This is a genomic window from Streptomyces sp. W16, assembly GCF_033194735.1.
Taxonomy (GTDB): domain Bacteria; phylum Actinomycetota; class Actinomycetes; order Streptomycetales; family Streptomycetaceae; genus Streptomyces.
The window spans coordinates 1-25,565 of sequence record NZ_JAWOAI010000078.1 but is presented as its reverse complement, the minus strand read 5'-3'; the positions used below and the strand labels follow the sequence as shown (position 1 = coordinate 25,565).

The following is a 25,565-nucleotide window of genomic DNA, read 5'->3' as shown; positions in this document are numbered from 1 at the left end:
GCCGAGGTGGAGGCCATCGCCCGGGCCGCGCACGAGGGGCAGACCGACAAGGCGGGCCGGCCCTACGCCGAACATCTGCGGGCCGTCGCGGAGGGCGTGCGCGCTCGGGGCGGGGACGCGGAACAGATCGCGGCGGCCTGGCTGCACGACTCCGTGGAGGACGACGCGCTCACCGAGCAGTGGCTGCGCGAGGCCGCGCTGAGCCGCCGTACGAAGGACATCGTGCTGGCGGTCACCAAGCGGGCGGGGGAGACCCCGGAGGCGTACGCCGGGCGCGTGCTCGCGACCCCCGGCGCGCTCCTCGTCAAGGAAGCGGACCTGGCACACAACGCGGACCCGGCCCGCCTCGCCGTCCTCGACGAACCGACCCGCACACGACTGACCGAGAAGTACGCACGGATGCGCGCGCTCCTCGGTCTCGGCGTTCCCGACTAGGCGTTGACCGTCTCGCGTACGGCCGGCTTCCCCTGTTGCTCCAACTGCTCGCGGTCGCGGGCCAGTTCGGCCGCGTCGCGGCGGAACGCCCACTCCATGCCCGGCTCGATCGCGAAGCGGAACACCCGCCGTACGGGCGGGGTGCACAGCAGGGTGACGGCGGTGGCCGCGAGGACGCTCACGAGGAGCACGCCGTACGGCCGGTGCAGCCAGGTGTGGGCGAACAGGCCCGCGTAACCGGCGCCCTTGATCAGGAAGCCGTGCAGCAGATAGCCGTACAGCGTGCCCGCGCCGAGCGTCGTGAACCAGGTCTTCCGGCTCGGCACCCAGGAGTAGAAGCCGGCCGTCAGCAGCAGCGAGCAGGCGAACATCAGAAGCATCATCACCGGCCCCGCCCACCAGGGCGCCCCGAACTCCTGCGCGGAGTCGTGGTGGTAGAACCAGCCGGCGTTCATCCGCGGCACCGCCCACCAGCCGAACAGCACGGCACCCATGAACACCGGCACCGACAGCACGCGTACCGCACGGCGGCGCACCAGCCGGAAGTGCTCGGGCCTGAGGACCAGGCCGAGCACGAAGTACGGCAGGAACTGCGCCAGCCGCTGCAGATCGAAGTCGTCGGTCATGTCCGGGGTGCAGGAGGCGAGCATGGCGATGCCGAGCGCGAACGGCAGCGGGTGCCGGACCAGTTTCCAGATCGGGGTGGTCAGCCGCCAGATGAACAACGCGCAGAGGAACCAGGTGAGATACAGCGGGTCGAGGAGGGTGATCTTCTGGTGCGGGTCGTCGTTGGCGTACCGGCTGAAGAGCGAGTAGGCGATCTCGAAGACGATGTACGGCACCGCGACACCGGTGATGAGCCGCTTCAGGCGGTCGGGGCGGAGGTCGAAACTCCGGGAGAAGTAGCCGGAGATGATGATGAAGGCCGGCATGTGGAAGCTGTACACGACCATGTACAGGCCCTGAAGCACTCTGTTGTCGCCCTTGAGGGGCTCCCAGGAGTGCCCGATGGCGACCAGCAGGATCGCCAGGTACTTCGCGTTGTCGAAGAACGCGTCGCGGTGTCTGGGTTGTTCGTTCTGTTCGTTCTTTTTGCTCTGTTCGTTCTGGCCGGAGGGCGTGGCAGCGTGGAACATCTGAGGCACCCTAGCGTTGCCTGTGGGAATCGGTGAAACCATCGGACGCGCGTCCGAAAAGTTTCTGGGATGTCATGATTCATCCCGATCAAAAACCGCAAAACACCATGCCGAGAACGCCTGTTCGTGTGCTGCCGCCAATAATTCGAACTCCTTGCGAACGTTTCTCTTCCGAACCTTTGCGACCAACGATGCGTCACCTGCCGCATAGGTGGGCCGGGTTGGTGGCACGATGGTTCTGGCGGGGGTGCGCGCGGTGGCGTCCCCGGGCCGGGAGAGCGGACCGACCGAGGGTGTGATCAGTTGTGGCCATTTCACTGTCTGTGGTGCTGCTGTTGGCGATCATCCTGGTGGTGTTGATCCGAGGGGGATCGATCAAGGCGGGCCCAGCCATAGTCGCCATCCTCTTCGGCTTCTTCCTCGCCTCGACCGGCATGGCACCGTCCATCAACCGGTTCCTGAACTCGATAGCGGAGACGATCAACTCGATCAGCTTCTGATGGCGGGCCGATTCACCAAGGAGTTTGCCGGAGGACGGCAGAGTTCACCGAGTGATTGCTGCCGGGGAGCACCCGGGCCGCGGGGACGGCCGGCTGGGTACGGTCGTCGGGATGGTCTCCGGTAGTCCGTGCCGGGACGTAGTCCGAGGCAAGTACGGGGTGGCGATGGTTTACCTGGCGATTACTGCGCTGGCGCTCGTGTCCGTCGTGGCGGCCGCGGTGACCGTGCTGGTGCGCCGCGATCGGCGCCGGATGGCCGCCGGTCCGGAAGCGCGGCGAATCGAGGCGGCGGCCACGAGGGACTTTCGTGACGCGCGCTCACAGGCTCATGGGTACGAGCATTTCAGCGATGCCAGTGGCGGCATCAGCGCCCTGCGAGATCGTGACTCCCGCTAGCCCACTGGGCGTACGGGGGACGCGGCAGGCTGATCGGGGCCCTGGAAACGATCAGGGCCAGGCGGAGGAGTGATCCTCTGACCTGGCCCTAAGTCATTTGGAGCGGGCGACGGGAATCGAACCCGCGTAGCTAGTTTGGAAGACTAGTGCTCTACCATTGAGCTACGCCCGCACGTGACGCGCCGCAGGTCAGACGACCGCGGTACAGAAAGCATCGTAGCGGTTCGGGTGCCCTCGGCGCACACCGCATTCCCCATGCCCCTTCCGGCGCCCCGGCGCTCGTGAAATGCGGCGGCTCCACTGCCTGCGGGCATGTACCCTACGTGTCGCACCAGACGGGGTGTGGCGCAGCTTGGTAGCGCGTCCGCTTTGGGAGCGGAAGGCCGTGGGTTCAAATCCCGCCACCCCGACCACCTGCCGGACCTCCGGGACCGGTACCACACGAGTACCTCGCGAGATCGCCTTTTGGGGCGTCCAGCCGCTGCGGCTACTATGCAAGCTGCGCGCCCGTGTGTCTCACACTCTGAAGTCCTCCGGGCGACCAGAAACCGCCGGACCTGTCTGGGTCCGCAACCCAAGAAGTCAGCCCCCAAGGAGACCGAACCGTGAAGAGCGCCGTGGAGACCCTGAACCCGACCCGGGTTCGGCTCAGCATCGAGGTGCCCTTCGAGGAGCTCAAGGACAGCCTCGACGCGGCGTACAAGAAGATCAACCAGCAGGTCACGGTGAAGGGCTTCCGGAAGGGCAAGATCCCGGCGCGCGTCATCGACCAGCGGTTCGGTCGCGGTGCGGTGCTGGAGGAGGCGGTCAACGACGCGCTCCCGAAGTTCTACACCGAGGCGGTCAACGAGGCGGAGCTCAACCCGCTCGGCCAGCCCGAGGTCGACATCACGGAGCTGAAGGACGGCGAGACGCTGAACTTCACCGCCGAGGTCGACATCCGCCCGACCATCGAGATCCCGGACTACTCGGGCATCGAGGTCGAGGTCGACGCCGTAGAGGTCAGCGAAGAGGACATCGACAAGTCCGTCGAGCAGCTCCGCGAGCGCTTTGCCTCGACCTCCCCGGTCGAGCGCGCCGCCGTGGACGGTGACGTCGTCACCCTCGACCTGGAGGCCAAGGTCGACGGCGAGGTCCTGGAGGACGGTGTCGCCGAGGGCGTCTCCTACACCATCGGTTCCGGCGAGCTCCTCGAAGGCATCGACGAGGCCGTGACGGGCCTGGAGGCCGGTGGCGAGGCCACCTTCGCCTCCGAGCTCAAGGGCGGCTCCGCGGCCGGCCAGGAGGCCCAGGTCACCGTCAAGGTGAGCCAGGTCGCCGCCCGCGAACTGCCCGCGCTGGACGACGAGTTCGCACAGCTCGCCTCCGAGTTCGACACTCTGGAGGAGCTGCGCGCCGACAGCCGCAAGCGCCTTGAGAACATGAAGCAGTACGACCAGGCCACGCAGGCCCAGGAGCGCGTCCTGGACAAGCTGCTGGAGCTCGTCGAGGTGCCCGTCCCCGAGAAGCTCCTTGAGGACGAGATCAACACCCGCAAGCACAACCTGGAGCACCACCAGCTCGGCCAGATGGGCCTCGACCTGGAGAAGTACCTGGAGATCCAGGGCAAGACGGCCGAGGAGTTCGACGCCGAGACCAAGGAAGCCGCGGTCAAGGGCATCAAGACGCAGTTCGTCCTCGACGAGCTCGTCAACAAGGAGAAGCTGAACGTCAACCAGGAGGAGCTCACCGAGCACCTCATGCGTCGCGCGGCTTCTTCCGGCATGTCCCCCGACCAGTTCGCCCAGGCGGTCGTCGAGGGCGGCCAGGTTCCGCTCCTGGTCGGCGAGGTGGCCCGCGGCAAGGCCCTGGCGGTCGTCGTAGAGGCGGCCACGGTCAAGGACACCAACGGCGAGGTCGTCGACCTGGACGACGAGGACGAGACCGAGACGGCCACGGAGACCGTCGAGGCCGCCGTCGAGGAGCCCACCGAGGCGTAAGCAGCCGTACGAGGGGCCCTGGGGTTTGCATCAAGCCCCGGGGCCCTTTGTCATACCGCCCACTGGAGCGCGCCCGAAGGGGCGCGGGGAACTGCGCGCTCAGCCCCCACCGACCCGCAGCCCCGCCACAAGCTGAACCCACCACCACGCAGGGAGACCGCTCAGGCCAGCGCAGCGCATGCGCTGACAGCGAACAGTTCCCTTTGCGGGATTCCCCGAAGGGACCCGCGCGTTAGGGTCCATGAGTACGAGGGCAGGGGAGTCCCCGTTGCCCCCGGCAGTACACGTGAGACGGCCCGGCGCCGTCGTAAAGACGAGCAGGTGGATACGTGACGAATCTGATGCCTACAGCCGCCGGCGAGCCCTCTTTCGGTGGCCTCGGCGACCAGGTCTACAACCGACTGCTCGGTGAGCGGATCATCTTCCTCGGCCAGGCGGTCGACGACGACATCGCGAACAAGATCACCGCACAGCTCCTGCTCCTTGCCGCTGACCCCGACAAGGACATCTACCTCTACATCAACAGCCCCGGCGGCTCGATCACGGCCGGCATGGCGATCTACGACACCATGCAGTTCATCAAGAACGACGTGGTGACCATCGCCATGGGCCTCGCCGCCTCCATGGGTCAGTTCCTGCTCAGCGCGGGCACCCCGGGCAAGCGCTTCGCCCTCCCGAACGCCGAGATCCTGATCCACCAGCCCTCCGCCGGCCTGGCCGGTTCGGCCTCCGACATCAAGATCCACGCGGAGCGGCTGCTGCACACCAAGAAGCGCATGGCCGAGCTGACGTCCTTCCACACCGGCCAGACCATCGAGCAGATCACTCGCGACTCTGACCGCGACCGCTGGTTCGACGCCGACGAGGCCAAGGAGTACGGCCTCATCGACGACGTCATTCCCACGGCCGCCGGTATGCCGGGCGGCGGCGGCACCGGGGCCTGAGGCCCCAGGACAGCCCCCAGCCGACCGCCACAGCCCCCAGGAGAGAGACAGTGAACAACTTCCCCGGCAACGGCCTGTACGACCACGCACGCGCCGAATACACGGCCCCCGCCGCCGAGTCCCGTTATGTGATCCCGCGCTTCGTGGAGCGCACCTCGCAGGGCGTGCGCGAGTACGACCCGTACGCGAAGCTCTTCGAGGAGCGCGTGATCTTCCTCGGTGTCCAGATCGACGACGCGTCCGCCAACGACGTCATGGCGCAGCTGCTGTGCCTGGAGTCGATGGACCCCGACCGTGACATCTCGATCTACATCAACAGCCCGGGCGGCTCCTTCACGGCCCTGACTGCGATCTACGACACCATGCAGTTCGTGAAGCCGGACGTCCAGACGGTCTGCATGGGCCAGGCCGCGTCCGCCGCCGCCGTCCTGCTGGCCGCCGGCACTCCCGGCAAGCGCATGGCACTTCCGAACGCCCGTGTGCTGATCCACCAGCCTTACAGCGAGACGGGCCGGGGCCAGGTCTCCGACCTGGAGATCGCGGCCAACGAGATCCTCCGCATGCGTGCCCAGCTGGAGGACATGCTGGCCAAGCACTCGACCACCCCGCTGGACAAGATCCGCGAGGACATCGAGCGCGACAAGATCCTCACGGCCGAGGACGCCCTGTCGTACGGCCTGATCGACCAGATCATCTCCACCCGGAAGATGAACAACGCCGACGTCCGCTGACCCGGACCTGTATCGTCCACCACCCCTTGGCACGGTCCACGTGGAAGTGAACCGTGCCAAGGGGGGCCCGAACGGGGGGCCCGGCAAGGTACCGTCGGACATAAGGCAGCACCAGGAGCCGCTGGACCTAGGCGTCTCCCAGGCGAAGGGGAAGCACACCGTGGCACGCATCGGTGACGGCGGCGATCTGCTCAAGTGCTCGTTCTGCGGCAAGAGCCAGAAGCAGGTCAAGAAGCTCATCGCAGGGCCCGGTGTGTACATCTGCGACGAGTGCATCGACCTCTGCAACGAGATCATCGAGGAAGAACTCGCGGAGACGAGCGAGGTGCGCTGGGAGGAACTCCCCAAGCCCCGCGAGATCTACGAGTTCCTGGAGGGCTACGTAGTCGGCCAGGAGTCGGCGAAGAAGGCCCTCTCGGTCGCGGTGTACAACCACTACAAGCGCGTCCAGGCCGGTGAGAACGGCGGCGGCCAAAGCCGCGAGGACGCCATCGAGTTGGCGAAGTCCAACATCCTGCTGCTCGGCCCCACGGGCTCGGGCAAGACCCTCCTCGCGCAGACGCTGGCGCGCATGCTGAACGTCCCGTTCGCGATCGCCGACGCGACCGCGCTCACGGAGGCGGGCTACGTCGGCGAGGACGTCGAGAACATCCTGCTGAAGCTCATCCAGGCCGCCGACTACGACGTCAAGAAGGCCGAGACGGGCATCATCTACATCGATGAGATCGACAAGGTGGCTCGCAAGAGCGAGAACCCGTCGATCACCCGTGACGTGTCCGGCGAGGGCGTCCAGCAGGCCCTGTTGAAGATCCTGGAGGGCACCACGGCCTCCGTCCCGCCGCAGGGCGGCCGTAAACACCCCCACCAGGAGTTCATCCAGATCGACACGACGAACGTCCTGTTCATCGTGGGCGGCGCCTTCTCGGGCCTGGAGAAGCTCATCGAGTCCAGGGCCGGCGCCAAGGGCATCGGCTTCGGCGCGACGATCCGCTCGAAGCGGGAGCTCCAGGCCAAGGACCAGTTCGAGGACGTCATGCCCGAGGACCTGGTGAAGTTCGGCATGATCCCCGAGTTCATCGGCCGCCTCCCCGTCATCACCTCGGTCCACAACCTGGACCGCGAGGCCCTGCTCCAGATCCTGATCGAGCCGCGCAACGCGCTCGTCAAGCAGTACGAGCGTCTCTTCGAACTCGACGGCGTGGAGCTGGACTTCGAGCGCGAGGCCCTCGAAGCCATCGCCGACCAGGCCATCCTCCGCCAGACCGGCGCCCGCGGCCTGCGCGCCATCATGGAGGAAGTCCTCCAGGGCGTCATGTACGAGGTCCCGTCCCGCAAGGACGTGGCCCGCGTCGTCATCACGGCGGACGTCGTCCTCTCGAACGTCAACCCGACGCTGATCCCCCGGGACGCGCGCAACGGGCGGGGCCCGGGCGAGCAGAAGACGGCGTAGCGACAACAGTCCCGCAATCGCGAGGGGGCCCCGGTCAGTCCAACTGACCGGGGCCCCCTCGCAGTTGAGCCGGTGCTACGCCATCAGGCCTTGACCCGGACGTCGTTGCGGAGCTTCGCTGCCATGGAAGCCGTGCTCTCGACGGTGCCGCCATTGCCCGCGGCGAGTTCGGCGATCCCGAAGGCGCTGACGACGGCGACGGTGCTGTGGTCGCCCCAGATGCACATCGGCATCTTGATGGTCTTCGCGGCACCGGCGCCGGTGCTCGACGCGTCGGTGTTCGTGATCTCGGCGACCTGGCACTTCATGACGCCGTTGGAGAAGCCCGCGGGAGTGACCTTCTCCGGGCTGCCGATCATCTTGCCCTCGGTGGTCTTGTCCGTCTCGGACTCCGACTTCACCTTGGCGAACATGGCGTCCACGACGGCCTCGGGGTCGTCGATCGAGCCGTACACACCGTCGAAGGAAAGGCTCTTCTGGGACAGGCCCGAGCCGTTCTCGTAACCGGCGCTGACCTCCACGGGGTTCTTCACGCCCCACTTCTCGAAGTCGGCCTTGTCGTCCTTGGTCAGCGAGTCCTCGGAGCCGGCGCTGCCGGACTTCTTGTACGTCCCGTCGATGACCGTCGCCGGAGTCGTCAGCTTGTGCGCCCCGTCGTCCGCCACACCGCCGCTGCCGCCTCCGCCGCCGATCACGAAGTAGGCGCCGACCGCGACGGCGGCCACGACCGCCACCGCGCCGATGATCAGGCCCGTCTTCTTCTTCCCGCCACCCGGCGCCGGGGGCTGCGGAACGCCGTACGGGGGCTGGCCGTAAGGCGGTTGCTGACCGTAGGGCTGCTGGCCGTAGGCGTTCGGCTGCGGCGGGACGCCCTGCGGGGGCTGCTGCGGGTAGCCGTAGCCGGGCTGGGCGGGCGGGGCCTGGGGGTAGCCGTAGCCGGGCTGAGGGGCGCCCTGCGGCGCCTGCTGGGGAGGCGGGCCGTAGGGACCCGGCTGACCGTACGGCCCGGGCTGCTGAGGCTGCCCGCCGTACGGGCCCGGCTGGTTGTAGCTCATTCTGGGTTCCCCTCCAGATGCTTATGTGTTCCTGACACATCCTGGCGGAGCCACAGGGAACGCATGGCATCGGGGGCCGCACCGTTACAGAACAAACGCGTTTCGGGACACCCCCGCGACACCCCTAAACTGGCTCCGTGACCGAGAACGCTCAGCAGCAGCCACCAGCGCCCGACTCCGAACTGCCGACCCAGTACGCGCCGGCCGACGTAGAGGGGCCGCTGTACGAGCGCTGGGTCGAGCGGGGTTACTTCGAGGCGGACGCGAAGAGCGAGAAGCCGCCGTACACGATCGTCATCCCGCCGCCGAACGTCACGGGCAGCCTGCACCTCGGGCACGCCTTCCAGCACACGCTGATGGACGCCCTGACCCGCCGCAAGCGCATGCAGGGCTTCGAGTCGCTGTGGCTGCCGGGCATGGACCACGCGGGCATCGCCACGCAGAACGTCGTCGAGCGCGAGCTCGGCAAGGAGGGCAAGTCCCGCCACGACCTCGGCCGGGAGGCGTTCGTCGAGCGCGTCTGGCAGTGGAAGGACGAGTACGGCGGCAAGATCCTCGGCCAGATGCGCCGCCTCGGCGACGGCGTCGACTGGACCCGCGAGCGCTTCACCATGGACGAGGGCCTCTCCCAGGCCGTCCAGACCATCTTCAAGCGGCTCTACGACGACGAGTTGATCTACCGCGCCGAGCGCATCATCAACTGGTGCCCGCGCTGCCTCACCGCGATCTCGGACATCGAGGTCGAGTACCAGGACGACGACGGCGAGCTCGTCTCCATGAAGTACGGCGAGGGGGACGACACCATCGTCGTCGCCACCACCCGCGCCGAGACGATGCTCGGCGACACCGCCGTCGCCGTCCACCCCGACGACGAGCGCTACAAGCACCTCGTCGGCCGCCGCATCAAGCTGCCGCTCACCGACCGCACCATCCCGGTCGTCGCCGACACCCACGTCGACCCCGAGTTCGGCACCGGCGCCGTCAAGGTGACCCCGGCCCACGACCCGAACGACTTCGCCATCGGCCAGCGGCACGACCTGGAGTCGCTGACCGTCATGGACGAGCGCGGTGTCATCACCGTCCACGGCCCCTTCGAGGGCCTGGACCGTTTCGAGGCCCGCTCCGCCATTGTCGCCGCGCTGCGCGCCGAGGGCCGGATCGTCGCCGAGAAGCGGCCGTACGTCCACTCCGTCGGCCACTGCTCGCGCTGCAAGACGACCATCGAGCCGCGGCTTTCCATGCAGTGGTGGGTCAAGGTCGCCCCGCTCGCGAAGGCGGCCGGCGACGCGGTCCGTGACGGCCGCGTCAAGATCCACCCCCAGGAGATGGAGAAGCGCTACTTCGACTGGGTCGACAACCTCCACGACTGGTGTATTTCAAGGCAGTTGTGGTGGGGCCACCGCATCCCCGTCTGGTACGGCCCCGACGGCGAGGTCGTCTGCGTCGGCCCCGACGACGAGCCGCCCACCGGCGAGGGCTGGACCCAGGACTCCGACGTCCTGGACACCTGGTTCTCCTCCGGCCTGTGGCCCTTCTCGACCCTCGGCTGGCCCGAACAGACCCCGGATCTCAAGAAGTTCTATCCGACCGACGTCCTGCTCACCGGCCACGACATCATCTTCTTCTGGGTCGCCCGGATGATGATGTTCGGCCTGTACGCGATGGACGGTGAAGTCCCCTTCAAGACCATCGCGCTGACCGGCCTGGTCCGCGACCAGTTCGGCAAGAAGATGTCCAAGTCCTCGGGCACCGCGGTCGATCCCCTGGACTGGATGAACGCGTACGGCTCCGACGCCGTCCGCTTCACCCTGGCCCGTGGCGCCAACCCCGGTACGGACGTGCCGATCGGTGAGGACTGGGTCCAGGCGTCCCGGAACTTCGCCAACAAGATCTGGAACGCCACGCGCTTCGCGCTGATGAACGGCGCGACGATCGAGGGCGACCTGCCGCCCGCCGAGCAGCTCTCGGCCACGGACCGCTGGATCCTCTCCCGTCTGAACAAGACGGTGTCCCAAGTCGACGCGCTCTACGACGACTTCCAGTTCGCCAAGCTCTCCGACGCCCTCTACCACTTCGCGTGGGACGAAGTCTTCGACTGGTACGTCGAGTTGTCGAAGACCACGTTCATGGCGGGCGGCGAGCCCGCGAAGGTCTCCGGCCGCGTCCTGGGCGAAGTCCTCGACGTCACCCTGAAGTTGCTGCACCCGATCGTCCCGTTCGTCACGGAGACGCTCTGGACGACGCTGACGGGCGGCGAGTCGATCGTCATCGCGGACTGGCCGAAGACTGTGCTGGTTCCTGGGGCTGACGCCCCGGGTGGCTTCCGGGACGAGGCGGCCGAGAAGGAGATCGAGACCCTCCAGCAGGTCATCACCGAGGTCCGCCGTTTCCGCGCCGACCAGGGCCTCCAGCCCGGCCAGCGCGTCCCGGCCCGCCTCACGCTGGACGGCACGGCACTGGCGCCCCACGAGGCCGCCATCCGTCAGCTCCTCCGCCTCCAGCCGGAGGGCGAAGCCTTCGCGGCGACGGCCACCCTCCCGGTCGGCGGCGCCACGGTCGCCCTCGACCTCTCCGGCACGATCGACGTCGCGGCGGAGCGCAAGCGCCTGGCGAAGGACCTCGCGGCGGCCGAGAAGGAGAAGGCCCAGGCGACGGCCAAGCTCGGCAACGAGGCGTTCCTGGCCAAGGCCCCGGACAACGTGGTCGACAAGATCCGAGGCCGCCTCACGAAGGCCGACGAGGACATCGAGCGAATCAAGAGCCAGCTGGACGGCTTGCCGGAGGCGTAGGCAGCTTGTACGCAGGCAAGGGCCCCGGTGCTTTTCAACGCCGGGGCCCTTGCTCACCTAGGGGCGCGGGGCTGTATCGATATGCGGCTCCGCCGCGTGGGCGCGACCAGCCCCCACCGGGCCCGCAGACGAAACACGACCCGACCTCCGTAGACTGACCCACGTGACTGACAGCGACCCGTTCGACGAGATCATCGAGGCCGAGACAGACCGCGACCCCGACCTCGCGGTCATCGAGGCCGGCAGCCGAACCCTCCGCACCCAGGGCACCGGCGCCCCTCAGGCCGACGTACCCGGTCGCCCGGAAGACCCCCAGGTGGACGCCGCCCTCCGCGAGGTCGAGGCGGACCTGGCCACCCGCTGGGGCGAGACCAAGCTGGAGCCCTCGGTCAGCCGTATCGCCGCGCTGATGGACGTCCTGGGCGACCCGCAGCGGTCGTACCCCTCGATCCACATCACCGGCACGAACGGCAAGACCTCCACGGCCCGCATGATCGAGGCGCTGCTCGGCGCCTTCGAACTGCGGACCGGCCGCTACACCTCCCCGCACGTCCAGTCGATCACCGAGCGCATCAGTCTCGACGGCGCCCCGATCTCCGCCGAGCGGTTCATCGAGACGTACGAGGACATCAAGCCGTACATCGAGATGGTCGACGCGCAGCAGGAGTTCCGGCTGTCGTTCTTCGAGGTGCTGACGGGGATGGCGTATGCCGCGTTCGCGGACGCGCCCGTCGACGTGGCCGTCGTGGAGGTGGGGATGGGCGGCAGCTGGGACGCCACCAACGTCATCGACGCGGACGTCGCCGTAGTCACCCCGATCGATCTCGACCACACCGACCGGCTCGGCGAGACGACCGGTGAGATCGCGACCGAGAAGGCCGGCATCGTCAAGCAGGACGCGACCGTGATCCTGGCGCAGCAGCCGGTGGACGCGGCGCAGGTGCTGCTGAAGAAGGCCGTCGAGGTGGACGCGACCGTGGCCCGTGAGGGTCTGGAGTTCGGTGTCGTGTCTCGGAGCGTCGCCGTCGGCGGACAGCTCATCAACCTGCGCGGCCTCGGTGGCGAGTACGAGGAGATCTACCTCCCGCTCCACGGCCCGTACCAGGCGCACAACGCGGCCGTCGCCCTCGCCGCCGTAGAAGCGTTCTTCGGTGTCGGTGCCCAGCGGCCCGATCCGCTCGCGATCGACACGGTCCGCAAGGCGTTCGCGTCCGTCACCTCGCCGGGGCGGCTGGAGGTGGTGCGGCGGTCGCCGACCGTTGTGCTCGACGCGGCGCACAACCCCGCGGGCGCCCGTGCAACCGCCGAAGCGGTGGCCGAGGCCTTCGACTTCAGCCGGCTGATCGGAGTCGTGGGCGCGAGCGGCGACAAGAATGTGCGCGGGCTGCTCGAAGCCTTCGAGCCGATGTTCGCCGAGGTCGTCGTCACGCAGAACTCCAGTCATCGCGCGATGGACGTGGACGAGCTGGCCGCGATCGCCGTCGAGGTGTTCGGCGACGAGCGGGTGCAGGTCGAGCCGCGGTTGCCGGACGCGCTGGAGGCCGCGATCACGCTGGCCGAGGAGGACGGCGAGTTCGCGGGCGGCGGTGTGCTCGTCACCGGTTCCGTCATCACCGTCGGTGAGGCCCGACTGCTCCTCGGGAGGGGCTGACTTTCGTGCGTACGCTCTGTTCCTCGACCCTGATCGGCGAGTTCTTCGTGATCGGCTTCGCCGGGCTCGTGGCCATGAAGGACCCGGACCTGGCCACCTCCACCGTGTGGACGGTGTGCGGGATCGCGATGTTCCTGTCGGTCGCGCTGTGCGGTGTGGTGACCCGGCGGGCCGGCATCGTGCTCGGCTGGGCGCTGCAGATCGCGCTGATCGCGGCGGGCTTCGTGGTGCCGTCGATGTTCTTCCTCGGGGCGATCTTCGCGGCCCTGTGGTGGGCGTCGGTGCACTACGGCCGGAAGATCGACGAGGCGAAGGCGAGGTTCGCGGCACAAGCCGCACAGGCCGACTCCGCCACTCCCGGCGCGGCGTGACTCCACTACACCTGACGCTGCGTAATGGGCGCATGGACACGCCCTGTAGCCTCGGCCTTGTCGTGAGACGACCGTGACACGACTGTGAGCCGACCCGCACCATCATGATCCGAAGGAGTCCCGTCGTGACCCAGCGCACCCTCGTCCTGCTCAAGCCCGACGCCGTTCGTCGTGGCCTGACCGGCGAGATCATCAGCCGCATCGAGCGCAAGGCCGGCTGGCAGATCACCGCGCTGGAGCTGCGCACTCTCGACCAGGACACCCTGGAGCAGCACTACGGCGAGCACAAGGGCAAGCCCTTCTACGAGCCGCTGGTGGAGTTCATGGCCTCCGGTCCCGTCGTCGCCCTGATCGTCGAGGGCGAGCGGGTCATCGAGGGTGTGCGCGGGCTGGCCGGTCCGACGGACCCGATCGCCGCCGCGCCGGGCTCCATCCGGGGCGACTTCGGTGTCATCGTCAAGGAGAACCTGATCCACGCCTCGGACTCGGAGGAGTCCGCCGAGCGCGAGGTGAAGATCTTCTTCCCGGGGCGTTCCTGAATCTCCATCAGTAACCCACATGCCTGACCAGGGACGGCCGCGATTTTCCGGCCGTCTCTTGGCATATGCGTGCCGATCGGGGGAACGAGTGCCCCCGTTGGGCCGTCTCCACAAGCGAGGCGGCGCCTCACATGCTGACAATGGCGAAGACCCTCGCGCAGTGTTCGTGATGGCGCGTCTACGATGGAAGCCTTCACGTCACTGCACCAACTTCGCCGACCTGAAAAGCCCTCAAAAGCTCCCAGGAAGGCCAGACGAATCCTGATGGGGAACTCAATGTCGTTCATCGGCCGTGACATGGCTGTCGACCTCGGGACCGCCAACACGCTGGTGTACGTCAGGGGTCGCGGGATCGTACTCAACGAGCCGTCCGTCGTCGCGATCAACACCAACACCGGTGGCATTCTCGCGGTCGGCTCCGAAGCCAAGAAGATGATCGGGCGGACACCCGGCAACATCGTTGCCGTACGTCCGCTGAAGGACGGTGTCATCGCCGACTTCGAGATCACCGAGCGCATGCTCCGCTACTTCATCCTGAAGATCCACAAGCGGCGCTATCTGGCCCGCCCCCGTGTCGTCGTCTGTGTGCCCTCGGGCATCACGGGCGTCGAGCGCCGTGCCGTCATCGAGGCGTCGTCCCAGGCCGGCGCCCGCCAGGTGCACATCATCGAGGAGCCCATGGCCGCGGCCATCGGCTCCGGCCTGCCGGTCCACGAGGCCACGGGCAACATGGTGGTGGACATCGGCGGCGGCACCACGGAGGTCGCGGTCATCTCGCTCGGTGGCATCGTCACCGCCCAGTCCATCCGCGTCGCGGGCGACGAGTTGGACAACGCGATCATCCAGCACATCAAGAAGGAGTACTCGCTCCTTCTCGGTGAGCGGACGGCTGAGCAGATCAAGATCACGATTGGTTCCGCGTACGACCTCGACGATGACCAGCACACCGAAATCCGCGGCCGGGACCTGGTCTCCGGTCTGCCCAAGACCGTCGTCATCTCCGCCGGCGAAGTCCGCAAGGCGATCGAAGAGCCCGTCAACGCGATCGTCGACGCGGTGAAGACGACCCTCGACAAGTGCCCGCCCGAGCTGTCCGGCGACATCATGGACCGCGGAATCGTTCTGACCGGCGGTGGAGCCCTGCTGAAGGGTCTCGACGAGCGGCTGCGCCGGGAGACCGGAATGCCGATCCACATCGCCGAGGACCCGCTGGACAGCGTGGCGCTCGGCTCCGGCAAGTGCGTCGAGGAGTTCGAGGCGCTCCAGCAGGTTCTGGACGCCCAGCCGCGCAGATGACGTAACGCTTCGATTCCGCCGTACGGGATGATCCCTTCTCGTGCGGCGGATCGTTGATACGGAGGCATAGGCTCCGTCATAGGCCTTCGTTCACATCTGACGGGCCCTCGTACACACCTGCATACCTGAACCTCTGCACATTTCTATGAGGAAGGCACGGCCGCCGCACGTGAGGGACACACGAGAGAGCCGGCTGCTCCTGGTGCTGCTGATCGCCGTCGCGTTCGCGTTGATCACGGTGGACATCCGGGGAGGGCAGGACTCGCCGGTCGAGGGTGCCCGCCGGGCCGCGGCCACCGTGTTCGGCCCGATCGAGAACGGCGTGTCGTCCGCCGTGAACCCGGTCGGCGACGCGATCTCCGCGGTCCGCGACTCCGGTGAGCGGCACGACCGGCTCGCGCTCCTGGAGAAGGAGAACGCGGCTCTCAAGGCGAAGCTCGGCAGCGACGACCGCAACCGCAGCCGCCTGACCCAGCTGGACAAGATGCTGAAGGTGGCCGGCGAGGGCCAGTACGGCATCAAGGGTGCCCAGGTCATCGCCATAGGAGCCGCGCAGAGCTTCTCGTGGACGATCACCATCGACGTCGGCGCCAATGACGGCATCAAGCGCGACATGACCGTCCTCAACGGCGACGGGCTCGTCGGGCGCGTCACGACTGTCGGCCCCGACGCCTCCACCGTCCTCCTCGCCAACGACCCCGACTTCACCGTCGGCACCCGCATGGAGGGCAGCGACGAACTCGGCTTCGCCTCCGGCGAGGGCGACGGCCCGCTGCGCGTCGAACTCCTCAACGGCAAGGCCGAGGTGCAGAAGGGCGACCGGCTCGTCACCTTCGGCTCGCAGGCCGACAAGCCGTTCGTGCCCGGTGTCCCGGTCGGTGTCGTCTCCCGCGTCGACCCCTCCGGCGGCGGCCTGACCCGCACGCTCTACGTCACGCCGTACGTCAACTTCACCAAGCTCGACATCGTCGGCGTCGTCGTCGAGGCACCCAAGAAGGACCCGCGCGACACGGTCCTGCCCGCGAAGCCCAAGCCGACCCCGATCCCGACGGTGACCGTCACGGTCACCCCGTCCGCGAACGCGCCGGTCGACGGCCAGCAACAGCAGTAGGAGCCCTTCCTCATGCGTGTCAACCGGATCCTGCTCTCCGTGCCGCTGGTCGTCGTCGCCATGGTGGTCCAGGTGAGCGTCCTCGCCCGCCTCCACCTCCCGGGCGCCGTCCCCGACCTGCTCCTCCTCACGGTCCTCGGCCTCGCCATGGTCTACGGCCATGTCACGGGCGCCCTCATCGGCTTCGGCGCAGGCCTCCTCGCCGACCTCGCCCCGCCCGCCGACCACGCGGCCGGCCGCTACGCCCTCGTGCTCTGCGTCATCGGCTACCTCGCGGGCCTCGCGAAACCGGAGAACGGCCGCCTCAAGTCCGCGACCGGCCCGATGGCCGTCGTGGTCGCCGCCGCCCTCGGCTCCACCCTCCTCTACGCCGGTGTCGGAGCCCTCGTCGGCGACACCGCCGCCCGCCATGTCGGCCTGCCCAGCCTGCTGTTCACGGCCGCCCTGTACGACCTGCTGCTCGCCCCGTTCATCGTCCCCGGCGTCATGGCGCTGGCCCGCCGCGCCGACAACGACCCCCTTGCCGAGACCAACGCCGCCAAGTCGGCCGACATCTCCTCGGGTTGGCTCTCCTCCGGCACCGGCCTGAAGATCGGCGGCCAGCGCGGTGGCCTGCGGATGAAGACGGCTCGCGCGCGGGTGGCCCGGGCGGGACGTATCAAGGGGGTCAAGAGGCTTTGACCACCGGGGAGTTGGCCCACGGACTCACAGGTCCGTCGTATATGACTCATACACGCATCGTGTACACGCACTGAGAGGGGGAGGCAGCACCAATGACCAACATCCCGGAGACCGGACGGACTCCACGGGTTCAGATCAGGCTCGTCGTCATCCAGATCCTCGTCCTCTCCCTCCTCGGCACCCTCGGCGGGCGCCTCTGGTACCTGCAGATCCGTGAGGGCTCCGCGTACCAGAAGGAAGCGTCCGGCAACCATGTGCAGCAGGTCGTCGAGCCCGCGGTGCGCGGTTCGATACTGGACGCGCGCGGTGTGCCCCTCGCCGACAACGAGACCCGGCTCGTGGTCTCCGCCTCCCGCACCGACCTGCTGAAGCAGGCCGACGACGGCAAGGCCGTCCTCACCAAGCTGGCCGGCGTGCTGGGTCTGAAGCCCGCGGACGTCATCCAGAAGGTCCGGCTGTGCGACGCGAAGACCCCGCAGCCCTGCTGGAACGGCTCGCCGTACCAGCCGATCCCGATCACCGACGAGGCCACCGCCAAGCAGGCCCTGCAGATCCGCGAGCGCGCCGAGGACTTCCCCGGCATCACCGCCGAGCCCGAGGCCGTACGGCGTTACGCGGCCCCCGGCGACGCCAACGCGGCCCAGGTGCTGGGCTATCTCTCGCCGGTCACCGACGACGAGATCACCCAGGCCAAGGACTCCGACTCGCCGTATCTGCGCTCCGACCAGGTCGGCCGCTCGGGCCTGGAGCGCCAGTACGACAAGGAACTGCGCGGCAAGGCGGGCGTCACCCGCTACGAGGTCGACAACCTCGGGCGCGTCATCGGCAAGGCCAAGTCCGATGCGCCCGAGCCCGGTTCGAACCTCGTCACCAGCATCGACGCCCGTGTGCAGCGCGTCGCCGAGTACCAGCTCGACAAGGCGATGAAGGCCGCCCGCCAGCAGTTCGACAAGATCACCGGCGAGAACTACAAGGCCGACTCCGGTGCCGTCGTCGTGATGGAGGCCAAGACCGGCCGGATCGTCGCCATGGCGTCCGCGCCGACGTACGACCCGAACGTCTGGGTCGGCGGCATCTCCGCCAAGGACTACAAGCAGCTCACCGGCAAGAACTCCGACTACCCGCTGCTCAACCGGGCCATACAGGGTCAGTCGGCGCCCGGTTCGACGTTCAAGGTGGTCTCCACGGCCGCCGCGGTCGAGGCCGGCTACACGTGGGACGGCGGCTACCCCTGCACGAGTTCGTACTCGGTGGGCGGCCAGGTCTTCAAGAACTTCGAGGGCGAGAACTTCGGCCCCATCTCGCTGGGCCGCGCGCTGGAGGTCTCCTGCGACACCGTCTTCTACGGTCTCGCCGACGCCCAGTGGAAGAAGGACGGCGGCATCAACCCGAAGAAGGGTGAGCCGAAGGACTACTTCTACAAGGCGGCCCACCAGTTCGGCCTCGGCAAGACCACCGGCGTCGATCTCCCCAACGAGGTCACGGGCCGGATCCCGGACCGCAAGTGGAAGCAGGAGACCTACGAGGCCAACAAGGCCTACTGGTGCAAGACCGGAAAGAAGGACGGCACGTACGTCCAGAAGATCGCCTACGAGAACTGCCTCGAAGGCAACAAGATGCGTGAGGGCGACTCGATCAACTACTCCATCGGCCAGGGCGACACCCTCGTCACGCCGATCCAGGAGGCCATGATCTACGGCGCCCTCGCCAACGGCGGCACCGAGTACGTCCCGACCATCGGCAAGGCGATCGTCAGCGCCGACGGCAAGACGGTCCAGGAGATCAAGCCCCAGGTGAAGGCGAAGCTGCCGATCAGCGCGGCCACGCACAAGGGCATCGACAAGGCCCTCGCGGGCGTGGTCACCAGCGGTACCGCCGCCTGGAAGTTCCAGGGCTGGCCGCAGGACAAGATCGAGCTGCACGCCAAGACGGGTACCGCCGAGGTCTACGGCAAGCAGACGACCTCGTGGTTCGCGACGTACACCAAGGACTACACGGTCGTCATGACGATCGCCCAGGCCGGTACGGGTTCGGGCGCCTCCGGTGAGGCCGTGCGCAACATCTACAACGCGATGTACGGCGTCCAGGCCGACGGCTCCATCGACAAGAAGAAGGCGCTGCTGCCCACCCCGCAGAAGAGCCTCCCGAAGGTCCGCGCCGACGGCACGATCGCTTCCCCGAAGATCACCGCCGACCCGGCCAAGGAGCTGGAGAAGCAGCAGGAGAAGGCGACCGAGCAGGGCGTCACCGCCGCGGACGACGGCCAGCAGCCGGCCATCTCGCCCTCACCGTCCACCACCAACAGCAACACCCGCAGGCGTCCGCGCAGAAGGGGAAACCGGAGGATGCTCACATGACCGGCAACAGCTTCTCCGTCTCCGGATACGGGCCCGAGCGGGCCGGCTGGACGCGGGTCTTCGCCCGTGACTCGCTGGCCCGCCGCCTCGACTGGCCGATACTGCTGTCGGCTGTCGGGCTTTCCCTGATCGGCTCGGTGCTGGTCTTCTCGGCGACCCGCAACCGCACCGAGATCAACCAGGGCGACGAGTACTACTTCCTGATCCGGCACCTGATGAACACCGGCATCGGCATCGCCCTGATGATCGCCGTCGTCTGGGTCGGCCACCGCACCCTGCGCGTCGTCGTCCCGTTCCTGTACGGCGCCTCGGTGTTCGGCATCCTGCTGGTGCTCACCCCGCTCGGCTCGACGGTCAACGGCGCGCACTCCTGGATCGTGCTCGGCGGCGGCTTTTCGCTCCAGCCCTCGGAGTTCGTGAAGATCACGATCATCCTGGGCATGGCGATGGTGCTGGCCGCGCGGGTCGACGCGGGCGACAAGCCCTACCCCGACCACCGCACGGTCCTCCAGGCCCTCGGCCTGGCCTCCGTCCCGATGATGATCGTCATGCTGATGCCCGACCTCGGGTCGGTCATGGTCATGGTCATCATCGTGCTCGGTGTGCTGCTGGCCTCGGGTGCGTCCAACCGCTGGATCTTCGGCCTGCTGGGCGCGGGCGCGATCGGCGCGATCGCGGTGTGGCAGCTGCACATCCTGGACGAGTACCAGATCGCCCGCTTCGCAGCCTTCGCCAACCCGAGCCTCGACCCGGCCGGCGTCGGCTACAACACCAACCAGGCCCGCATCGCGATCGGCTCCGGCGGCCTCACCGGCGCCGGCCTCTTCCACGGCTCCCAGACGACAGGCCAGTTCGTCCCCGAACAACAAACAGACTTCGTCTTCACGGTCGCGGGCGAGGAGTTGGGCTTCGTCGGCGCGGGCCTGATCCTCGTCCTCCTGGGCGTGGTGCTGTGGCGCGCCTGCCGCATCGCCCGCGACTCGACCGAGCTCTACGGCACGATCGTCGCCGCCGGAATCGTCGCCTGGTTCGCCTTCCAGGCCTTCGAGAACGTCGGCATGACCCTCGGCATCATGCCGGTCACCGGCCTGCCGCTGCCCTTCGTGTCGTACGGCGGCACGTCGATGTTCGCTGTGTGGATCGCGGTGGGTCTGCTGCAGTCGATCCGGGTGCAGCGACCGATGTCCGCCTAGCCGTTACCTGCGCATTCGCCCGAGTTTCCCCGAGGTTCATTCCCGACGCCCTCTGCCATCCCGGCTCGCGGGCAACTAGATTCAGGTCATGGCGGACACAAAGCGTGAAATCGAGCGTAAGTACGAGTCCGACGAGAGCGGTCTGCCCGACCTGACCGGCGTCGCCGGGGTGAAGACCGTCCTGGACAAGGGCGTCGTGACGCTGGACGCCGTCTACTACGACACCGCCGACGAACGCCTCGCCGCCGCCTCCACGACCCTGCGCCGCCGCACCGGCGGCTCCGACGCGGGCTGGCACCTGAAGGTGCCGGTCGCGCCCGGAGTCCGCGACGAGATCCAGGAGCCGCTCTCCGACACCGTGCCGCGCAGCCTCGCCGGTCTGGTCCGCTCCAGGGTCCGCGACGCCGAACTGCTGCCCGTGGTCCGCCTGCGCTCCGACCGGGACCTGCGCCACCTCGTGGACGCGGACGGCGTGCTGTTGGCCGAGGTCAGCGTGGACGCCGTACACGCCGAACGCCTCAGCGACGGCGGCGGCACCGCCCAGTGGACCGAGATCGAGGTCGAACTCGCCGACGACGGCGACCCGGCCTTCCTCGACAAGGTGGAGAAACGGTTGCGCAAGGCGGGCGTACGACCGTCGTCGTCCGCGTCGAAGCTGGCGCGGGCGCTGGCGGAGACCGCTCCGAAGAAGCCGAAGGAGCGCAGGGCGCCCGTGTCGCCGCCGGCCGAGCCGGAGACCGCCGGTGACCACGTCCTCGCCTACGTCCGCGCCCAGCGCGACGCGATCCTCGAACTCGACCCCGCCGTACGGCAGGACGCCTACGACTCCGTGCACCGCATGCGGGTCGCCACCCGCCGGCTGCGCAGCACGTTCCGCTCGTACGGCAAGGTCCTCGACCGCACGGTCACCGACCCGGTCGGCGAGGAACTGAAGTGGCTGGCAAGCGAGTTGGGCGTGGACCGGGACCGCGAGGTGCTGACCGAACGCCTGACGACGGTCCTCGCCGAACTGCCCCGCGCTCTGGTCTCCGGCCCGATCCGCACCCGGATGCGCACCTGGGCGAACGCCCGCCGGGGCGGCTCGCGCCGCCGGCTCATCGGCGTCCTCGACTCCAAGCGGTATCTCGCCCTGCTCGACACCCTGGACGCGCTGGTGGCCGAGCCGCCCCTGCTGCCGGACGCCGCCGGCCGACCGGAGAAGGTGATCGGCAAGGCCGTACGCAAGGACTTCGAGAAGGTCGCGGCCCTGGTCGAGGAGGCGATCGGGGCTCCGCCCGGCGCGGACCGTGACCTCGCGCTGCACGAGGCCCGCAAGAAGGCCAAGCGCACCCGGTACGCGGCGGAGGCGGCGACCCCCGCGCTCGGTGTCCCGGCCCGCGGGCTGGCCAAGTCCATGAAGTCCCTGACCAGCCTGCTCGGCGAGCACCAGGACAGCGTCATGGTCCGCGAGACCCTGCGCGAGCTGTCCGCGGTGGCGCACGCGGCGGGGGAGAACTCGTTCACGTACGGGGTGCTGTACGGGCGCGAGGAGCAGCGGGCGGCCGGGGTGGAGGCGGCGCTGCCGGGCATGTGGGAGGAGATCAGGTCCGGGGTGCCCGTCTGAGGCGTACGGGGGACGTTCGGGTTCGCGTTAGTCTGGATGGTCACCCGTCCGTTCAGTACCGCTCACGAAGGTTCGCGAGATGCCTGCCGAAGCCGCTGCGGCCGCAGAGTCCGTTTTTCCGCAGCTCGAAGCCCTGCTCCCGCATGTGCAGAAGCCGATCCAGTACGTCGGCGGTGAGCTCAACTCCACGGTCAAGCCGTGGGAGTCGTGCGATGTCCGCTGGGCGCTGATGTACCCGGACGCGTACGAGGTCGGCCTGCCCAACCAGGGCGTCATGATCCTCTACGAGGTCCTGAACGAGCAGGAGGGCGTCCTCGCCGAGCGCACCTACAGCGTGTGGCCGGACCTGGAGGCGCTGATGCGGGAGCATCGCGTCCCGCAGTTCACGGTGGACAGCCACCGCCCGGTCGGCGCCTTCGACGTCTTCGGCCTCTCCTTCTCCACCGAACTCGGCTACACGAACATGCTCACGGCCCTGGACCTGGCGGGCATCCCGCTGGAGTCGAAGGACCGGACGCTCGACCACCCGATCGTGCTGGCGGGCGGCCACGCGGCCTTCAACCCCGAGCCGATCGCCGACTTCGTCGACGCGGTGATCATCGGCGACGGCGAGCAGGCCGTACTCGACATGACGAAGATCGTCCGAGGCTGGAAGGCTGAGGGCCGCCCCGGCGGGCGCGAGGAGGTCCTGTTCCGTCTGGCGAAGACGGGCTCGGTCTACATCCCCGCGTTCTACGACGTGGAGTATCTGCCGGACGCCCGTATCGCGCGCGTGGTCCCGAACAAGTCGGGCGTCCCGTGGCGGGTGTCGAAGCACACGGTCATGGACCTCGACGAATGGCCGTACCCGAAGCAGCCCCTGGTCCCGCTCGCCGAGACGGTCCATGAGCGCATGTCGGTGGAGATCTTCCGCGGCTGCACGCGCGGCTGCCGCTTCTGCCAGGCCGGCATGATCACCCGCCCGGTCCGTGAACGCTCCATCACGGGCATCGGCGAGATGGTCGAGAAGGGCCTGAAGGCGACGGGCTTCGAGGAGGTCGGCCTTCTGTCGCTCTCCTCGGCGGACCACTCGGAGATCGGCGACATCGCGAAGGGCCTGGCGGACCGGTACACGGAGGACAAGATCGGCCTGTCCCTCCCGTCCACCCGCGTGGACGCCTTCAACGTCGACCTGGCGAACGAACTGACGCGCAACGGCCGCCGCTCCGGCCTCACCTTCGCCCCCGAGGGCGGCTCGGAGCGCCTGCGCAAGGTCATCAACAAGATGGTGTCGGAGGAAGACCTCATCCGGACGGTCTCGACGGCGTACGGCAACGGCTGGCGCCAGGTGAAGCTGTACTTCATGTGCGGCCTGCCGACCGAGACCGACGAGGACGTCCTCCAGATCGCCGACATGGCGATGAAGGTGATCGCCGAGGGCCGCAAGGTCTCCGGCCAGAACGACATCCGCTGCACGGTCTCGATCGGCGGCTTCGTCCCCAAGCCCCACACCCCCTTCCAGTGGGCCCCGCAGCTCTCGGCGGAGGAGACGGACGCCCGCCTCACCAAGCTCCGCGACAAGATCCGCGGCGACAAGAAGTACGGCCGCTCGATCGGCTTCCGCTACCACGACGGCAAGCCGGGCATCGTCGAGGGCCTGCTGTCGCGCGGCGACCGCCGGATCGGCGCGGTCATCCGTGCGGTCTACGAGGACGGCGGCCGCTTCGACGGCTGGCGCGAGCACTTCTCCTACGACCGCTGGATGCGCTGCGCGGAGAAGACGCTGCCGGCGCTCGGTGTGGACGTCGACTGGTACACGACCCGAGAGAAGACCTACGAGGAGGTCCTCCCCTGGGACCACCTGGACTCGGGCCTCGACAAGGACTGGCTCTGGGAGGACTGGCAGGACTCCCTCGACGAGACAGAGGTCGAGGACTGCCGGTGGACGCCTTGCTTCGACTGCGGGGTGTGCCCGCAGATGGACACGTCCATCCAGATCGGTCCCACGGGCAAGAAGCTGCTGCCGCTGACGGTGAAGCAGCCTGCGGGGACGGGTGGCGGGCACGCGCACTGAGGTCGGCGAGGCGCTCGGTCCTGGTGATCGGCGCGGTGGTGCGGGGCGGGGTCGGGCGACCCGCCCGCCGACGCCGGAACGTCCTTCGGGAGTGGCCGACAGGCCGACCGTCACCTGCTCGCGGACCTGCTCACCGAGCACGCCGACAACCGCTTCGGTGATCGCGGAGATGAGCCGCGCCGGCGCGTCCGGCACGGCGGGGTGCCGGTAGGCCGCCTCGCGCAGGTTCGGGGCGGCGCGGTCGGTCGGCTTTCCGCCGAGGCCGGGGCGGGTGACGTGGACGCGGTGGTGAGTGAACTGCTGTTGCTCATGCCGCGGATGGCGAGGCGGGTGAAGCGCGTTCCGCTGCCCGAGGGTCTGCAGTCGCAGTCGTTGACGCCCCGTCATCTCTCGCTGTTGTCCTGGCTGTTGTTCGACGGGCCCATGACCGTCAGCGAACTGGCCGCGCGTCTGGAACTGGCGCCCACCACGGTCAGCCTGATGGTCGGGGACCTGAGGGGGAAGGGCATCCTGGACCGGCGCGAGGACCCGACCGACCGGCGGCGCCGGATCGTGGCCAACGCCGCCGAACGGCACGACGCGATCGCCTCCTGGCTCGCCCCCCCCGGCGCGGCGGCCCGGCGCCGCGTACTCGGCCCGCTGACTCCGGCGGAGCGGCGGCTTTTTACGGGGGTGCCGGAGGTCTGTCGGCTGACCTCCGGGCACCCTTTTTTCGCGTGTTGTTCTCGTGTGGTGCGAGGGCTGTCACACCCCGCCGTTGGTGACCCCGGGCGACGGCTGCAGTGTCACCTTGGTCCAGGGGTTGGGGGTGCCCGCGCTGTTGTTGCAGTTCAGCGTGGCGGGGTTGGTGCTGTTGACCTCGACACAGGTGGTCTCCCAGACCTGGCCCGTGGTCGTCATGACGTCGAACTTGATGGGCTGTCCCGCGTTGGCGCTGTGCCCGTTGACGGCGACTCCGCAGGGGAGGCCGGCCGCGCCGCCCGCCGGGTAGTTGGGGTGGGTGCTGAGGTCGGTCCAGAGGAAGTTGCGGGGGGTGGTGCCCCGGAGGTCGTGGATACCCGCGTAGGTGATTCCGCCGGTCAGCGCGGCTCGCAGCTCGAAGTTGTTCGAGTCCTGCTGGGCGTCGATGTCGGAGCAGGGTCCGGCGGCACCCGTCGGTCCGACGGGTCCTTGGTCACCCTTCGGCCCCATAGGCCCAACGGGTCCGGCAGGTCCGACGGCGCCCGTGTCGCCCTTGGGTCCGGTGGGTCCGGCCGGCCCCCCGGCGGGGCCCGTGTCGCCCTTCGGCCCGGCGG

Annotated in this window: 20 protein-coding genes, 2 tRNA genes and 2 pseudogenes; 20 read left to right on the top strand and 4 right to left on the bottom strand. The window is 68.4% G+C overall.

Going from position 1 to position 25,565, the window contains the following annotated elements:
• The coding region (locus R6V09_RS13415) for an HD domain-containing protein (RefSeq protein ID WP_317881621.1) at nt 1-435 on the top strand (435 nt) is incomplete at its 5' end.
• Here R6V09_RS13415 and R6V09_RS13410 read toward each other — a convergent pair.
• Nucleotides 432-1,571, bottom strand: a complete 1,140-nt coding sequence (locus tag R6V09_RS13410; protein ID WP_317881620.1) for an acyltransferase family protein — start codon at nt 1,569-1,571, stop codon at nt 432-434. The two genes, R6V09_RS13415 and R6V09_RS13410, sit on opposite strands and share 4 nt — an antisense overlap.
• Before the next feature lie 305 nt (nt 1,572-1,876).
• Here R6V09_RS13410 and R6V09_RS13405 point away from each other — a divergent pair, with 305 nt between their 5' ends.
• Both R6V09_RS13405 and R6V09_RS13400 read left to right on the top strand, forming a co-directional pair.
• A complete protein-coding gene (locus tag R6V09_RS13405) occupies nt 1,877-2,071 on the top strand; it encodes a hypothetical protein (RefSeq protein ID WP_026178055.1) in 195 nt (64 codons plus the stop codon).
• Nucleotides 2,072-2,236: 165 nt separating this feature from the next.
• Nucleotides 2,237-2,467 (top strand): hypothetical protein, encoded by a 231-nt coding sequence (locus tag R6V09_RS13400; protein WP_317881619.1) that lies wholly within the window; start codon nt 2,237-2,239, stop codon nt 2,465-2,467.
• A gap of 98 nt (nt 2,468-2,565) precedes the next feature.
• On the opposite strand, the gene R6V09_RS13395 is transcribed toward R6V09_RS13400, so the two are convergent.
• A tRNA-Gly gene (locus tag R6V09_RS13395) sits at nt 2,566-2,639 on the bottom strand.
• A 164-nt stretch (nt 2,640-2,803) separates the two neighbouring features.
• Between R6V09_RS13395 and R6V09_RS13390 the strand changes: the two genes are divergently transcribed.
• The 5 genes from R6V09_RS13390 to clpX all read left to right on the top strand — a co-directional run bounded on the left by R6V09_RS13390 (nt 2,804) and on the right by clpX (nt 7,571).
• Nucleotides 2,804-2,880: transfer RNA gene (locus tag R6V09_RS13390), tRNA-Pro, on the top strand.
• A 192-nt stretch (nt 2,881-3,072) separates the two neighbouring features.
• Nucleotides 3,073-4,446, top strand: coding sequence for a trigger factor (tig, locus tag R6V09_RS13385; RefSeq protein ID WP_317881618.1), 1,374 nt, complete (start codon nt 3,073-3,075; stop codon nt 4,444-4,446).
• Between the two features lie 341 nt (nt 4,447-4,787).
• On the top strand, nt 4,788-5,390 hold the full coding sequence (locus R6V09_RS13380) for an ATP-dependent Clp protease proteolytic subunit (protein WP_043676731.1): 603 nt from the start codon (nt 4,788-4,790) through the stop codon (nt 5,388-5,390).
• 50 nt (nt 5,391-5,440) lie between these two features.
• Entirely contained in the window at nt 5,441-6,121 is a 681-nt protein-coding gene (locus R6V09_RS13375; RefSeq protein ID WP_317881617.1) for an ATP-dependent Clp protease proteolytic subunit, read from the top strand.
• A 160-nt stretch (nt 6,122-6,281) separates the two neighbouring features.
• Nucleotides 6,282-7,571: an ATP-dependent Clp protease ATP-binding subunit ClpX gene (clpX, locus tag R6V09_RS13370; protein ID WP_317881616.1), complete on the top strand. Its 1,290-nt coding sequence runs from the start codon at nt 6,282-6,284 to the stop codon at nt 7,569-7,571.
• A gap of 83 nt (nt 7,572-7,654) precedes the next feature.
• On the opposite strand, the gene R6V09_RS13365 is transcribed toward clpX, so the two are convergent.
• Nucleotides 7,655-8,626 carry a hypothetical protein gene (locus R6V09_RS13365; RefSeq protein WP_317881615.1) on the bottom strand — a complete coding sequence of 324 codons (972 nt, stop codon included), beginning with the start codon at nt 8,624-8,626 and terminating at the stop codon, nt 7,655-7,657.
• A gap of 137 nt (nt 8,627-8,763) precedes the next feature.
• On the opposite strand from R6V09_RS13365, the gene R6V09_RS13360 reads away from it, so the two are divergent.
• The 12 genes and pseudogenes from R6V09_RS13360 to R6V09_RS54605 all read left to right on the top strand — a co-directional run.
• On the top strand, nt 8,764-11,415 hold the full coding sequence (locus R6V09_RS13360; RefSeq protein WP_317881614.1) for a valine--tRNA ligase: 2,652 nt from the start codon (nt 8,764-8,766) through the stop codon (nt 11,413-11,415).
• 163 nt (nt 11,416-11,578) lie between these two features.
• Nucleotides 11,579-13,066, top strand: coding sequence for a bifunctional tetrahydrofolate synthase/dihydrofolate synthase (gene folC / locus R6V09_RS13355; RefSeq protein ID WP_317881613.1), 1,488 nt, complete (start codon nt 11,579-11,581; stop codon nt 13,064-13,066).
• Between the two features lie 5 nt (nt 13,067-13,071).
• Nucleotides 13,072-13,437 carry a DUF4233 domain-containing protein gene (locus R6V09_RS13350; RefSeq protein ID WP_317881612.1) on the top strand — a complete coding sequence of 122 codons (366 nt, stop codon included), beginning with the start codon at nt 13,072-13,074 and terminating at the stop codon, nt 13,435-13,437.
• Nucleotides 13,438-13,562: 125 nt separating this feature from the next.
• The gene (ndk, locus tag R6V09_RS13345) at nt 13,563-13,976 is read left to right on the top strand and encodes a nucleoside-diphosphate kinase (RefSeq protein ID WP_317881611.1); all 414 of its coding nucleotides are present in this window, start codon (nt 13,563-13,565) and stop codon (nt 13,974-13,976) included.
• Nucleotides 13,977-14,252: 276 nt separating this feature from the next.
• Nucleotides 14,253-15,272, top strand: a complete 1,020-nt coding sequence (locus R6V09_RS13340; RefSeq protein WP_019065566.1) for a rod shape-determining protein — start codon at nt 14,253-14,255, stop codon at nt 15,270-15,272.
• 169 nt (nt 15,273-15,441) lie between these two features.
• Nucleotides 15,442-16,383: a rod shape-determining protein MreC gene (gene mreC, locus R6V09_RS13335; RefSeq protein ID WP_317881610.1), complete on the top strand. Its 942-nt coding sequence runs from the start codon at nt 15,442-15,444 to the stop codon at nt 16,381-16,383.
• Between the two features lie 12 nt (nt 16,384-16,395).
• Nucleotides 16,396-17,064 (top strand): rod shape-determining protein MreD, encoded by a 669-nt coding sequence (mreD, locus tag R6V09_RS13330; RefSeq protein WP_317881609.1) that lies wholly within the window; start codon nt 16,396-16,398, stop codon nt 17,062-17,064.
• Between the two features lie 92 nt (nt 17,065-17,156).
• A complete protein-coding gene (mrdA, locus tag R6V09_RS13325) occupies nt 17,157-19,421 on the top strand; it encodes a penicillin-binding protein 2 (protein ID WP_317881608.1) in 2,265 nt (754 codons plus the stop codon).
• On the top strand, nt 19,418-20,614 hold the full coding sequence (gene rodA / locus R6V09_RS13320; protein WP_317881607.1) for a rod shape-determining protein RodA: 1,197 nt from the start codon (nt 19,418-19,420) through the stop codon (nt 20,612-20,614). The genes mrdA and rodA overlap by 4 nt, the downstream gene beginning before the upstream one ends.
• Nucleotides 20,615-20,702: 88 nt before the next feature.
• Complete coding sequence (locus R6V09_RS13315; RefSeq protein WP_317881606.1) at nt 20,703-22,217, top strand: CYTH and CHAD domain-containing protein; 1,515 nt, start codon at nt 20,703-20,705, stop codon at nt 22,215-22,217.
• 79 nt (nt 22,218-22,296) lie between these two features.
• Nucleotides 22,297-24,270, top strand: coding sequence for a TIGR03960 family B12-binding radical SAM protein (locus tag R6V09_RS13310; protein ID WP_317881605.1), 1,974 nt, complete (start codon nt 22,297-22,299; stop codon nt 24,268-24,270).
• A gap of 309 nt (nt 24,271-24,579) precedes the next feature.
• Nucleotides 24,580-24,804, top strand: a pseudogene (locus tag R6V09_RS54605) (MarR family transcriptional regulator); the annotation flags it as partial.
• A gap of 210 nt (nt 24,805-25,014) precedes the next feature.
• Here the strand turns inward: R6V09_RS54605 and R6V09_RS13300 are convergent.
• A pseudogene (locus R6V09_RS13300) lies at nt 25,015-25,565 on the bottom strand (hypothetical protein); the annotation flags it as partial.